This window comes from Methylocystis iwaonis, from assembly GCF_027925385.1.
GTDB lineage: Bacteria > Pseudomonadota > Alphaproteobacteria > Rhizobiales > Beijerinckiaceae > Methylocystis > Methylocystis iwaonis.
The window spans coordinates 3,062,501-3,077,098 of sequence record NZ_AP027142.1 but is presented as its reverse complement, the minus strand read 5'-3'; the positions used below and the strand labels follow the sequence as shown (position 1 = coordinate 3,077,098).

The 14,598-nt window shown below is 63.4% G+C and carries 16 protein-coding genes (1 of these 16 running past the window's edge); 12 read left to right on the top strand and 4 right to left on the bottom strand.

What is annotated here, in order from left to right; translation table 11 throughout:
* Nucleotides 1-143: 143 nt before the first annotated feature.
* The gene (locus tag QMG84_RS14730; protein WP_281928819.1) at nt 144-974 is read left to right on the top strand and encodes a CheR family methyltransferase; all 831 of its coding nucleotides are present in this window, start codon (nt 144-146) and stop codon (nt 972-974) included.
* 168 nt (nt 975-1,142) lie between these two features.
* On the opposite strand, the gene ctrA is transcribed toward QMG84_RS14730, so the two are convergent.
* From ctrA to QMG84_RS14715, 3 genes are all read right to left on the bottom strand, one after another.
* The gene (gene ctrA, locus QMG84_RS14725) at nt 1,143-1,844 is read right to left on the bottom strand and encodes a response regulator transcription factor CtrA (RefSeq protein ID WP_165052893.1); all 702 of its coding nucleotides are present in this window, start codon (nt 1,842-1,844) and stop codon (nt 1,143-1,145) included.
* A gap of 721 nt (nt 1,845-2,565) precedes the next feature.
* Nucleotides 2,566-3,735, bottom strand: a complete 1,170-nt coding sequence (locus QMG84_RS14720) for a YncE family protein (protein ID WP_281928817.1) — start codon at nt 3,733-3,735, stop codon at nt 2,566-2,568.
* Between the two features lie 97 nt (nt 3,736-3,832).
* Nucleotides 3,833-4,429, bottom strand: a complete 597-nt coding sequence (locus QMG84_RS14715) for a TetR/AcrR family transcriptional regulator (protein ID WP_281928815.1) — start codon at nt 4,427-4,429, stop codon at nt 3,833-3,835.
* 335 nt (nt 4,430-4,764) lie between these two features.
* Between QMG84_RS14715 and rpmH the strand changes: the two genes are divergently transcribed.
* The 7 genes from rpmH to QMG84_RS14680 all read left to right on the top strand — a co-directional run bounded on the left by rpmH (nt 4,765) and on the right by QMG84_RS14680 (nt 11,015).
* The gene (rpmH, locus tag QMG84_RS14710) at nt 4,765-4,899 is read left to right on the top strand and encodes a 50S ribosomal protein L34 (protein ID WP_165052887.1); all 135 of its coding nucleotides are present in this window, start codon (nt 4,765-4,767) and stop codon (nt 4,897-4,899) included.
* Nucleotides 4,900-4,939: 40 nt separating this feature from the next.
* Nucleotides 4,940-5,380, top strand: a complete 441-nt coding sequence (gene rnpA, locus QMG84_RS14705; RefSeq protein ID WP_281928812.1) for a ribonuclease P protein component — start codon at nt 4,940-4,942, stop codon at nt 5,378-5,380.
* The gene (yidC, locus tag QMG84_RS14700; protein ID WP_281928810.1) at nt 5,377-7,149 is read left to right on the top strand and encodes a membrane protein insertase YidC; all 1,773 of its coding nucleotides are present in this window, start codon (nt 5,377-5,379) and stop codon (nt 7,147-7,149) included. The genes rnpA and yidC overlap by 4 nt, the downstream gene beginning before the upstream one ends.
* A gap of 141 nt (nt 7,150-7,290) precedes the next feature.
* Nucleotides 7,291-7,938 carry a ribosome biogenesis GTP-binding protein YihA/YsxC gene (yihA, locus tag QMG84_RS14695; RefSeq protein ID WP_281928808.1) on the top strand — a complete coding sequence of 216 codons (648 nt, stop codon included), beginning with the start codon at nt 7,291-7,293 and terminating at the stop codon, nt 7,936-7,938.
* Nucleotides 7,939-8,078: 140 nt separating this feature from the next.
* Nucleotides 8,079-8,948 (top strand): acetylglutamate kinase, encoded by an 870-nt coding sequence (argB, locus tag QMG84_RS14690; protein ID WP_202074204.1) that lies wholly within the window; start codon nt 8,079-8,081, stop codon nt 8,946-8,948.
* Between the two features lie 158 nt (nt 8,949-9,106).
* Entirely contained in the window at nt 9,107-9,814 is a 708-nt protein-coding gene (locus tag QMG84_RS14685; RefSeq protein ID WP_281928807.1) for a pyrimidine 5'-nucleotidase, read from the top strand.
* Between the two features lie 103 nt (nt 9,815-9,917).
* Nucleotides 9,918-11,015 (top strand): metallophosphoesterase, encoded by a 1,098-nt coding sequence (locus QMG84_RS14680; RefSeq protein WP_281928805.1) that lies wholly within the window; start codon nt 9,918-9,920, stop codon nt 11,013-11,015.
* A 209-nt stretch (nt 11,016-11,224) separates the two neighbouring features.
* Here the strand turns inward: QMG84_RS14680 and QMG84_RS14675 are convergent, their stop codons facing one another.
* Nucleotides 11,225-11,728, bottom strand: a complete 504-nt coding sequence (locus tag QMG84_RS14675; RefSeq protein WP_281928803.1) for a DinB family protein — start codon at nt 11,726-11,728, stop codon at nt 11,225-11,227.
* 169 nt (nt 11,729-11,897) lie between these two features.
* Here QMG84_RS14675 and dapD point away from each other — a divergent pair, with 169 nt between their 5' ends.
* From dapD to dapE, 4 genes are all read left to right on the top strand, one after another.
* The gene (dapD, locus tag QMG84_RS14670) at nt 11,898-12,755 is read left to right on the top strand and encodes a 2,3,4,5-tetrahydropyridine-2,6-dicarboxylate N-succinyltransferase (RefSeq protein WP_202074217.1); all 858 of its coding nucleotides are present in this window, start codon (nt 11,898-11,900) and stop codon (nt 12,753-12,755) included.
* On the top strand, nt 12,755-13,243 hold the full coding sequence (locus QMG84_RS14665) for a hypothetical protein (protein ID WP_281928801.1): 489 nt from the start codon (nt 12,755-12,757) through the stop codon (nt 13,241-13,243). The genes dapD and QMG84_RS14665 overlap by 1 nt, the downstream gene beginning before the upstream one ends.
* Before the next feature lie 32 nt (nt 13,244-13,275).
* Entirely contained in the window at nt 13,276-13,503 is a 228-nt protein-coding gene (locus QMG84_RS14660; RefSeq protein ID WP_281932025.1) for a DUF1902 domain-containing protein, read from the top strand.
* A 204-nt stretch (nt 13,504-13,707) separates the two neighbouring features.
* Nucleotides 13,708-14,598: the 5' portion of a succinyl-diaminopimelate desuccinylase gene (gene dapE / locus QMG84_RS14655; protein WP_281928799.1), read on the top strand. Its footprint extends 267 nt past the window's final position; only the first 891 of its 1,158 coding nucleotides appear in the window; its start codon is at nt 13,708-13,710; its stop codon lies beyond the right edge, outside the window.

The window sequence follows — 14,598 nt, the reverse complement described above, 5'->3', positions numbered from 1 at the left end:
CGGGCGTTCAGAGCAAAAGTAGCGCCGTCATTGCGAGCGCAGCGAAGCAATCCAGAGCCCTCGTGTGGCTCTGGATTGCTTCGTCGCTTCGCTCCTCGCAATGACGGCCTTGGCGCCCAGCCTTCTTCTGCGAGGGCGCGCGCATGACTCTCGCCTTTGCGCGGTTTCGCCGTCAAATCGCCCTTGTCACCGGCATCGCTTTCGGCGCCGACAAGCAATATCTCGTCGAAAGCCGCCTCGCGCCCGTCATGCGGACGCATAACCTCTCCGGCTTCGCGGATCTCACGGAGGCTTTCGAGCGCCGCGACAATGGCTCGCTGGCGCAGGACGTCATTGATGCGCTGACGACAAATGAGACGTTCTTTTTTCGGGATCGGACCCCTTTCGAGACATTCAGGACGACGATTCTGCCAAGCCTGATAGCCGCGCGTGCGCAGGAGCGCCGGCTGCGCTTTTGGTGTGCGGCCTGCTCGACCGGCCAGGAAGCCTATTCGCTTGCGATGCTGCTGGAAAACGAGTCCGCGTCGCTGCGCGGCTGGAGCCTCGACATCCTCGCCACCGATCTCTCGACGCGCGCCGTTGAGACGGCGCGCAACGGACGCTATAGCCAATTCGAAGTGCAGCGCGGGCTTTCTACGGGCCTTCTGTTGCGGCATTTCCATCGCGACGGCGCAAGCTGGCGCGTGAACGAACATCTGCGCGCGCGCATCGACTTCCGCGCGTTCAATCTGCTGTCGGATTATGCGGCGCTCGGCGCCTTCGACGTCATCTTCTGCCGCAATGTGCTGATGTATTTCGAGCCGGAAACGAAGCGCGCCGTGCTCGCGCGTCTTGCCGACGCGTTGAGCGACGGCGGTTATCTCGTCCTCGGCGCCACGGAGACGGCGGCGGAGGCCGGCGCCTTTTTCTCGCAGACGACGGCGAATGGCGTTTGGCAGACGCGCCGGGCGCAGCCGCAGTTGCGCCTGGCTTGAAGACGATCGCGATCGCCCCCGTCGTCATTGCGAGGAGCGCAGCGACGAAGCAATCCAGAGCCGAGGCGGGGCTCTGGATTGCTTCGCTTCGCTCGCAATGACGGGCGGTAAACGAAAAGGCCACGTCCGTCTGGACATGGCCTTTTTCAATATCCGCTTCGATAATCGTCAGGCGGTGATGCGTTCGTCGGCTTCGCTCGGCTCGCGCAGCACATAGCCGCGGCCCCAGACGGTCTCGATGTAATTGCGGCCGTCGCTGGCGTTGGCGAGCTTCTTACGCAGCTTGCAGATGAAGACGTCGATGATCTTGAGCTCCGGCTCGTCCATCCCGCCATAGAGATGATTGAGGAACATCTCTTTCGTCAGCGTCGTGCCTTTGCGCAGCGAAAGCAGCTCCAGCATCTGATATTCCTTGCCGGTCAGATGCACGCGGGCGCCGCCCACTTCGACCGTCTTCTGGTCGAGATTGACGATGAGATCGCCCGTGGTGATGACCGACTGGGCATGCCCTTTGGAGCGGCGGACGATGGCGTGGATGCGGGCGACCAGCTCGTCCTTGTGGAAGGGCTTGGTCAGATAGTCGTCGGCGCCGAAACCGAGGCCCTTCACCTTGTCTTCGATGCCGGCGAGGCCCGAGAGAATGAGGATCGGCGTCTTCACCTTCGCGACGCGCAGATGGCGCAGAACCTCGTAACCCGACATGTCGGGGAGGTTCAAATCGAGTAGGATGATGTCGTAATCATAGAGCTTGCCGAGGTCGATGCCTTCCTCGCCGAGATCCGTCGTATAGACGTTGAAGTTCTCGGACTTGAGCATGAGCTCGATGCTTTGAGCCGTCGCGCTGTCATCTTCGATCAATAAAACGCGCATGTTGGTTCCCCACCGAGCTCCATCGAATTTGATCGCCGTCCGCCCATGGGCGCACGTCGGTCACGGACCAGCCCCCTGGTCCTGCGACTCTTCCCGTCTAGGTTCTGACGGTAAGCGGAATTGGTTAATAAACCTTCACTTGCGCCCGCAATGCGGCCCGAAGTCTTAATTCGGGCTCTGAACGGGGAACGCGCCACGCAACTGGAGAGAAGGCTTCGAGACAAAGCGAATCACTCGCTTCTCCCAATCTATACGCCGGCGTGAGTCGGGCGCGCAAAGGTAAAAGTTTGCGTTGGATGGGATTTGCGCGGCGCCCGAGCGGCGACGAAACGTCGCGCCCGGCTCCAGCTTCGACGGCGCCTCGTGTCTTTGCCCAGGCGCGCCGGGGGAAGAGCGGCGTTGTTGGGGAGAGGCTCGCTTTTTTGCGCCGCGGCGACGTCAGGGCGACGCCAGCGCCGTCATTGCGAGCGAAGCGAAGCAATCCAGGGCCGCGGCGGCTGCCCTGGATTGCTTCGTCGGCTTCGCCTCCTCGCAATGACGAAGGGGCGGCTAATTGCTACGAGGTCCGCTTGATTCAGCCGGTGTCATTCCCGACGCTCGCTTCAGCGAGCGATCTGGAATCCAGAGCCAAACCAGCGCTTTTGTGGCTCTGGATTCCCGGTCGGGCTTTCAGCCCGCCGGGAATGACAAGTCCCCATGCGCGTATAAGTGTGTCGCCGCCTCAATCGTTATCCGTGTTCCATTGCGGCATGAGGATGATGCAGTTGGGGTTGAAGCCCGCCTTCTGCAGGACGTCGATCTTGCCCGCCACTTTATTGGCCTGAAGATCGATCACGGTCACCGAACCGTCGTTCATGTCGGGCAGGTTGAGCAGGCTGTTCTGGACGAAGGCGTAGCGGCGGTCCGGCGAGAAAACGAAATGATGCGCGCCCGCCGCCGCCGGGATCGAGGCGAGGAGCTTCGGCTGCGTGGGCTCGGCAATGTCGAAGATGTTGAGCGCGCCGGGCTTGGCGGTCGTCACATAGAGCCGGTCGCCCGCCTCGTTGAACTCCATTTCGAGCGGCACGCCCTGGCCGATCGCCGAAAAGTCGTAGGCCTTGGCGAGGTCGAAAGACTTGTCGGCCTCTCGCCAGACGGCGCTCCACAGCGTCCCGCCGAGCATATTGGTGACAAAGGCCGTCTGCGGCGCCCCCTTAGGCGCGAAGGCGGTCTCGACCGGCGCCTCGGCGGCGGGCGAGGGTTTTTGCGAGACTTTCTGAGTGGCGAGAAGCTTCCCGCTCGACGCCTGCACGAGCGTGATTGTTTCGCCCGGTTTCGAGAAATCCACCGGATCGACCGTGCTCGTCACGACGAGCAGGTCGAGGCTCTCGTTCAGCGTCAGCCCATGCGGGTGCTCGATGAAGGGGCGCGGCGGCTCGCCAGCGGCGGGCTTCGGCGCGCCGATGACGGCGAGCGTCCGGTTGGTTTGCGCGTCGCCCATGATGACATTGCTGGAGCCCATGCAGCTCAAGAACCAGCGCTTGCGATCGGCGGTGAAGACCATGTCCTCGCCGACCTTGCAGTCGGGCACGGGAAACATTTCCGGGTCAGCCGGAAATTTATTGATGTCGTAAACCGCAATCGCCGAGCGCCCGAGCGAGGTCGCATAGACCTTGCTGCGGTCCTTGTTGAAATAGATATGATGGGCGACGAAGTCGGACGGCAGCGGCGCGTCCTTGACGATCTTGTTGAAATTCGGCGAGGCGGGGTCGATGTCGATGATCGCGACCCCTTCGCGACGGGGCGAGACGCCGGGTTTCGTCTCATAATTGAGCGCAGCCAGGATCTCCGATTGCGCGGGCGCGGCGGCGAAGGCGGTCAGCGCGCAGAAAAAGGCGACTGTTCTTTTCATTTTTCTCTCTCTCCCTTTGATATTGGACCGGTGATATTAGACCGGTCGTCTAGTCTAGGCTGACGAAGGTGGGTGGCTGCCTCCTTGTGAAACTAGGTCAGGCCGCGCAATAGCCGAGGAGCGTTTCCTCGATGAAGGCGTGGAGCGGCGCGGCGGATTGCTCGATCTTCATGCGCAGCATGGCCCCCTGCCAGCCGTCGATCAGCAGATCGGCCATGGCGCTGGCCGATCGGTCCTTGCGCGCGAGCCCTTCCGTCTGCGCCCGCGCCAGCCCCTCGGCGAGAAGGTCGCGATAGCGATCGACGCCCTTCTTCAGAGCCTCGCGCGACGCGGGGCTCGCATCGGCGATTTCGCCCATGAGATTGCCGAGCAGGCAGCCGCCCTTGAAGCCATTCGCCTCGAGCTCGCCGGCGAGCTCCCGGAAATAGCCGGCAAGCGCGTCGAGCCCGCTCTTCCCCGGCTCGCGCAGGCGCTCGGTGAGGCGGCGCAGGAAGGGCGCGAGATAATGTCCGATCGCTTCGGCGCCGAACGCTTCCTTGCTCTCGAAATAATAATAGAAGGAGCCCTTCGGCACTTGCGCGGCCTTGAGGATGTCGGCGAGGCCGGCGCCGCGATAGCCGTTCATCAGCATCAGCGCGACGCCGTGGTCGAGCAGGCGCTTGCGGGTTTCGTCGGTATTCTTGCGATCTGACATGGGGTGATTATTAGACCAGTCGTCTATAAAGTCAAATAATACTGGACCGCGCGCCTTCAGGCGCGCAGAAAAAGGCGAGCCTGAAGGCTCGCGGTCCGGGCGAGGCCTCTGGATTTGTCCGAAAACGGACGGCGGCGTCATTGACTTGCGCTGAGCCTTTCTCCTATATGCCACGCGCGGCGCCGCTCCGAGAGGGGCGGCGTCTAATCTGTTTTGCCGTCCCGCGATCGGCGGTCCCATGCGCTTTTCGAGCGCGGCGGGAAGGAAAAGCGGGCAGGGCGCATTGGAAGGCGGGCCAAGGCCGGAGGGGCCGCGGTTCGCGACGGAGACATTCGGTGAAAAGAACCTATCAACCCAGCAAAATCGTGCGCAAGCGCCGTCACGGCTTCCGCGCCCGCATGGCCACCGTCGGCGGCCGCGCCGTCATCGCTGCCCGCCGCGCCCGCGGCCGCAAGCGCCTCTCGGCCTGATAGGGCTTTTCGCGATCGACGGAACAGGCGGACGGCTGAAATGACGACCGACGCCCCCGTCGAATCGCAAAAGCCCGAGAAAAAGCGGGCGCGTCTGCGCCGGCGCCAGGATTTTGTGCGTGCGTCGAAGACCGGCGCGCGCTTTTCGGCGCGCTTGTTCACGCTTCAAATGGCGGGGCAGGGTGGGCCGGAAGAGACGGTCTCGCCAGCGGAGGCGCGTTTCGGCTTCACTGTCACCAAGAAGGTGGCGGGAGCCGTCGGGCGCAATCGAATCCGCCGCCGTCTCAAGGAGGCTCTCCGGATAAGCGGAGACCTTGGCGCGCGGCCCGGCCGCGATTACGTGTTCGTCGCCCGGCGAGGGGCGCTAGACGCGCCATTCGTCGAAATCGTCAGTGAGATGGCCAAAGGCTTCGCGCGGCTCGATGAGCGCAGCGCCGCGAAGGCCCGGCCTAAACAGAAAGACAGGCCTGCCGCGTCATGACGGAAAACACCAAAAACATGCTCATGGCCGCGGCGCTCTCGATGATCTTCATCGGCCTGTGGGACTATTTCTACGCCTTTCCAGAGATGGAGCGGCAGCGTCAGGCGCAGGTCGAACAGCAGCGCATGGCCAAAATTCCGAAGCTCGGCGCGCCCGACAAGAGCGCCGCCGCGCCGGTCAAGATCGCCCGCACCCGCGAAGAGGCGCTCGCCGAGAGCCCGCGCATCGCCGTCGACACGCGCACGATCTCCGGCTCGATCGCCCTCAAGGGCGGCCGCGTCGACGACGTGTCTCTCAAGAATTATCGTCAGACCGTCGATCCGACGAGCCCGATCATCACGCTGCTCTCGCCGGAAAACGCCCCGGGTGCCTATTACGCCGAGCTCGGCTATCTGACCGGCGAAACCGAAAACGCGCCGGCGCTGCCGACGACCGAGACGCTCTGGACGGCGGATTCGGACAAGCTCACCTCCGGCAAGCCGGTGACGCTCTCCTGGGACAATGGCCAGGGCCTCGTCTTCAAGCGCGTCATTTCGGTCGACGACGAATATCTGTTCACGATCAAGGACAGCGTCGAGAACAAATCCGCCAAGCCGGCGCCGCTCTACACCTTCTCGCGCGTGATCCGCGTCGGCCGCCCGCCGTCCGCCGGCTACGCCGCTTTGCATGAAGGCTATGTCGGCGTCATTGGCGAACAGGCGGAGGAGCTCACCTACGACAAGATCGAGAAAGAGCCCAATTACACCAAGACCTTCAAGGGCGTTGGCGGCTGGGTCGGCTTCACCGACAAATATTGGGGCGCGGTCGTCGCCCCTGCCCAGGACATCGCCTTCGAGGCTCGCTATATGGCCATGGGCGGCGCCACCAAGACCTATCAGGCCGATACGGTCAGCGAGCCCAAGACGATCGAGCCCGGCGCCAGCGCCGAGACGACGACCTATGTCTTCGCCGGCGCCAAGGAAATCGATACGCTCGACGCCTATAAGGCCAATCCGGGCCTGAAGCGCTTCGATCTGCTGATCGACTGGGGCTGGTTCTATTTCATCACGCGGCCGATGTTCCGCCTGATCGACTTCCTCTACAAGCTCTTCGGCAATTTCGGCGTCGCGATCCTGGCGGTGACGGTTATCGTCAAGCTCGCCTTCCTGCCGCTCGCCAACAAGAGCTATCAGTCGATCGCCAAGATGAAGGAAATTCAGCCCAAGATCAAAGAGCTGAAAGAGAAGTTCGGCGACGACAAGCAAGCCTTCAACATGGCGCAGATGGAGCTTTACAAGCGCGAGAAGGTCAATCCGGCGAGCGGTTGCCTGCCCGTGCTGCTGCAGATCCCGGTGTTCTTCTCGCTCTATAAGGTGCTCGTCGTGACGATCGAGATGCGTCACGCGCCCTTCTTCGGCTGGATCAAGGACCTTTCGGCGCCGGACCCGACCAATATCTTCAATCTCTTCGGCCTGCTGCCCTTCGATCCGACCCATGTCGCCTTCTTCGGGCCCTATTTGGCGCTCGGCGTCTGGCCGCTGGTCATGGGCGTGACCATGTGGCTGCAGATGAAGATGAACCCGGAGCCGACCGACGAAATCCAGAAGACCATGTTCGCCTGGATGCCGGTGATGTTCACCTTCACCATGGGCGGCTTCGCCTCGGGCCTGGTCATCTATTGGTCGTGGAACAATCTGCTCTCGATCACTCAACAGGGCGTGATCATGAAGCGCGCCGGCGTGAAGTTCGAGCTGTGGGACAATCTGCGCAAGACCTTCGGGCTGGCTTAAGCGGCGTCCGGGTGGACCGCGCGCCTTCAGGCGCGCATCGAAGCGAGCCTGAAGGCTCGCGGTCCACTGGGAGCCCGTCATGGCCGGGCTTGTCCCGGCCATCCACGCCAGTCAGATGACAGCGAACGCTGGGCGACCGCCATGACTGATTTCCTCGAAGACGGCCGCCTTCTCTTCGCCGGCCCTTGCGATTTCATCTTCGCCAGCGCCAAGGCGGGCGACCTGCCTCCGCTTGGCCCCCCCGAGATCGCCTTCGCCGGCCGCTCCAATGTCGGTAAATCCTCGCTCCTCAATGCGCTGACGAATCGCAAGACGCTTGCCCGCGTCTCGCATACGCCCGGCCGCACGCAGCAGCTCAATTTCTTTGCGCTCGGCGGGGAGCCCGGCGCCGAGCGGCTGCGCCTCGTCGACATGCCGGGCTACGGCTATGCAGCAGTCAGCAAGGAAAAAGTCGCGAGCTGGGGCGCGCTGATGCGCAATTATCTGCGAGGCCGCGCCTCGCTCGCGCGGGTCTTCGTGCTCGTCGACGGGCGGCGCGGAGTCAAGCCTGTGGACGCGGAGATGTTCGATCTCCTCGATCAATCGGCCGTCTCCTATCAGGTCGTTCTCACCAAGCACGACGAGCTGAAAATCTCGGAGCGCGGCGCCGTCGTCGCCGCGACTGCCGAAGCGCTATCGAAGCGCCCGGCCGCCTATCCGGAGATCATCTTCACCTCCTCGCAGACGGGGGAGGGGATTCCGGCGCTGCGCGGCGCCGTGGCTCAGCTTCTGGCTGAGCGGGGGGCTTGAATATGAAGGATCGAACGGGCTAGTTCGGCAGCGACCCCTCCCCAGCGTTGCGGGAGAGGAAGCAGATACGGGGCTTCATCCGGCATTCTCGATCGCCGGGGAGGGATGGGTCCAGCGCCAATGATCCAGGAAGTTCTCCCATGACCGTCTCGACCACTGAAAGCGCGCTCGAACAGGCCCGCATCCTCATGCAGGCGCTGCCGCATATGCTGCGCTACGACGAGGCCATCGTCGTCGTGAAATACGGCGGCCACGCCATGGGCGACGACGAGGTCGCGCGTAATTTCTCGCGCGACATGGTGCTGCTCGAGCAGTCCGGCGTGAATCCGGTCGTCGTGCATGGCGGCGGGCCGCAAATCGGCTCCATGCTCAAGCGGCTCGGCGTCGAATCGCGATTCGCCGACGGCCTGCGCATCACCGACGGCGAGACCATGGGCATTGTCGAGATGGTGCTCGCGGGCTCCATCAACAAGCAGATCGTCGGCTACATCAATTCGGAAGGCGGCCGCGCCATCGGCCTGACCGGCAAGGACGGCCGCATGCTGACGGCCAAGAAGCTCGAACGCTCGGACGGCGTCGATCTCGGCTATGTCGGCGAGCCCGACAAGGTCGACACGACCGTTCTCGACCAGGTGCTCGGCCGCGAGCTGATCCCCGTGCTGGCGCCGGTCGCGCAGGGGCCGGGCGGCGCGAGCTTCAACGTCAACGCCGATACCTTTGCGGGAGCCATCGCCGGCGCGCTCGGCGCCAAGCGCCTGCTGTTCCTGACCGACGTTCCCGGCGTGCTGGATAAGAACAAGGAGCTCATCCGAGAGCTGAAGGTCGCCGATATTCCGGGCCTCATCGCCGAGGGCACCATCACCGGGGGCATGATCCCGAAGGTCGAGACCTGCATGTATGCGATCGAGCGCGGCGTCGAGGGCGTGGTTATTCTCGATGGCAAGCTGCCGCATGCGGTGTTGATTGAATTGCTGACCGACCACGGCGCCGGCACGCTGATCACGCGGTGAGGAAACGTGGAACGCAGGACGCTTTGCAAGAGGATTCCCGTCATGCCCGGCCTTGTGCCGGGCATCCACGCCGGACGGCGATGAGCGAGGGCCAACGCATTTGCCGCGTGGATGGCCGGGACAAGCCCGGCCATGACGGTTGTCGTGGCTGAAGGACGATGAGCAACCCTCTAGGCGCTGGCCTGAACGATCGCTTCTCCCACATCGACACTTGGGTGTTCGATCTCGACAACACCCTCTATCCGCAGACGGCCGACCTCTGGCCCAAGATCGACGCGCGCATCACCCTGTTCATGATGCGCCTGTTCGGCCTCGACGCCATTTCGCTGCGCGCCCTACAGAAACATTACTATCTGCGCTACGGGACGACGCTGCGCGGCTTGATGATCGAGCACGAAGTCGAGGCCGAAGCCTATCTCGAATTCGTCCACGACATCGACCGCTCGTCGCTCGAGCATAATCATTCGCTGGCCGAAGCGATCGCGGCTTTGCCGGGCCGCAAGCTGATTCTCACGAACGGCTCGCGCCATCATGCGACCGCGACCGCCAAACAGCTCGGGATCGATCATCTCTTCGAAGATATTTTCGACATTATCGCCGCGGATTTCATCGCCAAGCCGGAGGAGGCCGCCTATGAACGCTTCTTCGAGCGGCTGAAGGTCGACCCCGCACGCTCTGTGCTCTTTGAAGACATTCCGCGCAATCTCCTCGTGCCGCACAGGCGCGGGATGACGACGGTGCTCGTTCTGCCGGCCGCAGGAGAGGCGGTCGAGCGCGAGGCATGGGAGGTCGCGCGCGGCGACGAGCCTCATGTCGATTTCGTCACCGACGACCTCGTGGGTTTTCTCGAAACGCTCGGTCGCTGACACTTAACCGTCATTCAGGCGACATTGCTCTGTCTTGGCCATTACTTAGGCCTCCACCCGCCGGCTGCGTCGATCGTACGGGCCGATGGATGGAGAGCCCGCAATGAAAAAATTCTTTTCCGCCGCCTTGCTTGCGGCTCTATGCGCCGCGCAGGCGCCCGCGCTTGCCGAAGAGCGCGACGAGCATGAAGATTCTGCCCGCAAGACGATCGCCGTCTTCGGCGACTGGCCGTACAACAAGCTGCTGATCGACAATGCGAAGCTGCTGATCGACTCGGTCAATAAGGACGGAGACGTCAGCCTCGTCATGCATCTCGGCGACATTCATTCAGGCAGCATGCCCTGCACCAGCGCCGGCATCCTGCCGCCGGTTCCGACGTCCGACCCGGGCTATAATCAGAAGATTTTCTCGTTCTTCCAGCAGTTCAAATCGCCGGTTGTCTATACGCCGGGCGACAATGAGTGGACCGACTGCCATCGCACCAAGGAGGCCACGAGTGCGCCGCTCAATGAAATCGCCTCGATTCGCACCCTGTTTTTCGCGCGTCCCGGCCACACGCTCGGGCTCACCGACAAGACCGTCTACACCCAGGCTGAGAAATTCGACACGAACTTCCCCAAGGACGCACAATATGTCGAGAACGTGCTGTGGTCGGACGCGCGGGTGATGTTCGTCACCCTGAACATGCCGGGTTCGAACAACGACAAGAACGCCTGGACGAATGGTTTCGAAGGCCCCGCGCATCAGCAGGAAATCGCCGACCGCACGGCCGCGGCGATTCGCTGGCTCAATACAGCCTTCCAATTCGCCATGCGCTATCGGATGAAGGGCGTCGTGATCGGCATTCAGGCTGATATGTGGGATCGCTTCGCGGCGGCGCCCGGCGGCGACGGCCTCGACGGCTACACGGGTTTTGTGAATGAGCTGGCGCGTCTCAGCGTCGCCTTCGGCAAGCCGGTGCTGCTGCTCAACGGCGACTCGCATATCTTCACGGTCGACAAGCCGCTCGCCGATCCGTCGAGCGCCACGGGCCAGATTCACAAGACCATTCCCGTGCCGAATCTGACCCGCATCACCGTGCAGGGCTCGACGGTCGCGCCGGCCGAGTGGCTGAAGCTGACCATCGATCCGCGCTCGGCCAATCTCTTCAGATGGCAGAATGTGCCCTTCTGCAAAGACCCGCTGACGAGCTGCCAGTAATACGAGATCCGCTTGATTGGTTCGGTGTTGATCGCGACGCTCGTAAAACGAGCGAGCGGAATTACCGCCGTCATTGCGAGGAGGCGGAGCCGACGAAGCAATCCAGAGCCGCATCGCTGCCCTGGATTGCTTCGCTTCGCTCGCAATGACGGCTCTGAGCAAAACCAGCGCTCTTGTGGCTCTCTCCAATCCAGCGGATCCCGGATTATTTAGGCAAGCTGCATAATCGCCAGATCCGTCCCGTGCGGCCGCGCCCCCGCGGCGGTGAGCATAGCGTGAACCTGCCCGCGATGGTGGGTCTGGTGATTGAAGATATGGACCACGATGAGATGCTTGGGCTTCGCGATCGTGCTTTGAAGCAGGCCCGAATACCAGGTGAACTCTCCTTCGAGCGCCGACGCGTCGAGGCGATTCGCCCAGTCGATCAGCCGTAAGTCGGTTTGCACGCGGTCGGCCTTCATGACCTCCCATTCGGCGCGAAACGCGCTCGAGTCGTCCAGGCTGCACTCCGGCGGCTCGCCCCCGGCGATGCGGCTGAGCCACATATAGTCCGCCCACAGCAAATGATTGAGCGTCGCATGGATCGATTTGAAGAACGCGCCCCGGTCCTTGCGCCGCTCTTCGTCAGATAAGCCGTCAGCGGCGGCATAGAGGTTTTGGTTCTGCCATTGATTGTAGCGCGCCATGGTTCGCGCAAAGGATGGGTCGATCATCGGCTTGCCTTTTGTGATTCAAAATCGCGTTTTCGCCGCCGCCTCTTTCCAAGGCCCGCCGCCGCCGCGGGTCAAGAGCAAGGCGCGGCTGTGCGGCTGGCGCTCAGAGTTGACTCCCCCCGCCATGCGCCTACAAACCGGCCCAGCTTTCTCCACCCATGGGACCTTCATGCCGCACACCGGATTAGAAACCCTCATCACCGCCGCCTTCGAGGATCGCGCCAATATCAACGCCGAGACCCAGGGCGATATTCGCCGCGCCGTCGACAGCGCGCTGCGCCTGCTCGACGCCGGCAAGCTGCGCGTCGCGGAGAAGATCGAGGGCAAGGAGGGGCCGGAGTCCTGGCAGGTCAATCAATGGCTCAAGAAGGCCGTGCTGCTCTCCTTCCGTCTCAACGACATGGCGGTGATCGCGGGCGGGCCCGGCGGCGCCACCTGGTGGGACAAAGTCCCTTCGAAGTTCGTCGGCTGGGGCGCGGGCGAGCATAGCGCGGCCGGTTTCCGCTCCGTGCCGGGCGCGATCGTGCGCCATTCGGCCTATGTGGCGCCGGGGGCGATCCTCATGCCGTCTTTCGTGAATCTTGGCGCCTATGTCGACGCCGGCACCATGGTCGACACCTGGGTGACGGTCGGCTCCTGCGCGCAGATCGGCAAGAATGTGCATCTTTCGGGCGGCGTCGGCATCGGCGGCGTGCTGGAGCCGCTGCAGGCCAATCCGACGATCATCGAGGACGATTGCTTCATCGGCGCGCGCTCGGAGGTCGTGGAGGGCGTCGTCGTCGGGAAGGGCTCGGTTCTGTCGATGGGCGTCTTCATCGGCGCTTCGACCAAGATCATCGATCGCGCCACGGGCAAGGTCTACACGGGTTATGTGCCGCCTTATTCGGTCGTCGTCTCGGGAAGCCTGCCCGGCAAGCCGCTCCCCAATGGCGAGCCCGGCCCGTCGCTTTATTGCGCGGTCATCGTCAAGACCGTCGACGCGCAGACCCGCTCCAAGACCGGCATCAATGAGCTGTTGAGGGACTGATGGCCATCGACGCCGAGCGCATCCGCTTCCTCTACCGCACCGAGCAGGGGCGCATCGACTGCGCGACCTGGCTCAAGGGCGCGGGCGCGCTGGCGGCGGTGATTGCGCCTTTCTTCCTCATCTGGCTGGCGCTCTCGCCCTATACCGAGCATGATCTCGCCAAGGACCCCTTCTTCGTGCCGATGACGGCCGTGGCTTACAGCTTTGTCCTCGTCTACGCCTTTGCGATCCTGCTCGTCGCGGTCTGCTATGTGAATCTCTCCGCCAAGCGCTTCCGCGACCTCGGCCAGCCTGCGCCGGTCGCGCTCGCGGGGCTTGCGCCGCTCGTCGCGCTGATCGACGGCGCGACCCGCTGGCTGCAGCCACGTGTGGCCGAGGTGATGCCGATCTATTGGGTCTGGGGTGTGGACGCCGTGCTGGTCGGGGTGATCGCCTGGTCCGTGTATGAGCTGGGGTTCAGGGAAGCGCGTTCGCCTGAGCTTTCTTGACAACCGGCAGGGAGAGGCCGACCTTTTTGTCCATGCCGAAACCTGTGCAAATCGACGCCGAATGGGACGACGAGGCGCGCGTCTGGATCGCGACAAGCGACGACGCGCCGGGCCTCGTGGTGGAGGCGGAAACCTGGCAGGCCATGATCGACGACGTGCGGGCGGTATTGCCGGCGCTGCTCGGGCTGAACGAGGGCTTTGCTGGCGGCCTTACGCTGACATTTCGGGCCGAGACGCGCCTCGCACTCGCCGGCGGCTGATGGCGCGCCGAACGACGCTGTCATTCCCGACGCTCGCGCAGCGAGTGATCGGGAATCCAGAGCAAAAATAGCGCTTTTGTGGCTCTGGATTCCCGGCTAGCCGGGAAGGACGTCGTTCGAGCAGAAATGCTATCTTGCCGCGTTCGACCAAGTCCCGCCGCTCCGCGCGCGAGGCCCTGAAACATCCGCCGAAAGCTTTCTGATATGTCCCTCTCTCGCGCCGTTTCCCTCTCCCGCGATCTCATCCGCTGCCCGTCGGTCACGCCCGCCGACGCCGGCGCGCTCGATGTGGTGGAGCGCGAATTGAAAGCCGCTGGTTTCGAGACACATCGGCTGATTTTCACCGAGCCCGGCACGCCGGATGTCGATAATCTCTTCGCCAAAATAGGCGCAGGCGCCCCGCATCTCGTCTTCGCCGGCCACACCGACGTCGTCCCCGCCGGCGACGTCGCGCGCTGGAGCTCGGCCCCTTTCGCCGGAGAGATCGTCGACGGCCGGCTCGTCGGCCGCGGCGCGAGCGACATGAAAGGGGCGATCGGCGCCTTCATGGCGGCGGCGCTCTCCTATGTCGCCCGCCATGGCGCCCCCAAGGGGACGATCTCCTTCCTCATTACCGGCGACGAGGAAGGCCCGTCGATCAACGGCACGGTGAAAATGCTCGACTGGGCGCGGGCGCGGGGCGAGAAATTCGACCACGCCATCGTCGGCGAGCCGACCAATGTTTCTGCGCTCGGCGATACGATCAAGATCGGCCGACGCGGCTCGCTCAACGGCAAGATTCGGGTGATCGGCAAACAAGGCCATGTCGCCTATCCGCATCGCGCGGATAATCCCGTGCCAGCCATTGCGCGCATTGTCTCGGCGCTCTCGTCTTACGAATTCGATCGCGGCACGGCGCATTTCGACCCGACCAATCTCGAAGTCTCGTCGATCGACGTGGGCAATCCGGCGGTCAATGTCATTCCCGGGGAGGCCCGGGCGCAATTCAACGTGCGCTTCAACGACGCCTGGACGCTCGAGACGCTGCGCGCGCGCATCGCCGCCGTGGTCGAGGAGGCGGCCGGCGCGGCGCGCGTGGAGCTAGAGTTCTTGCCG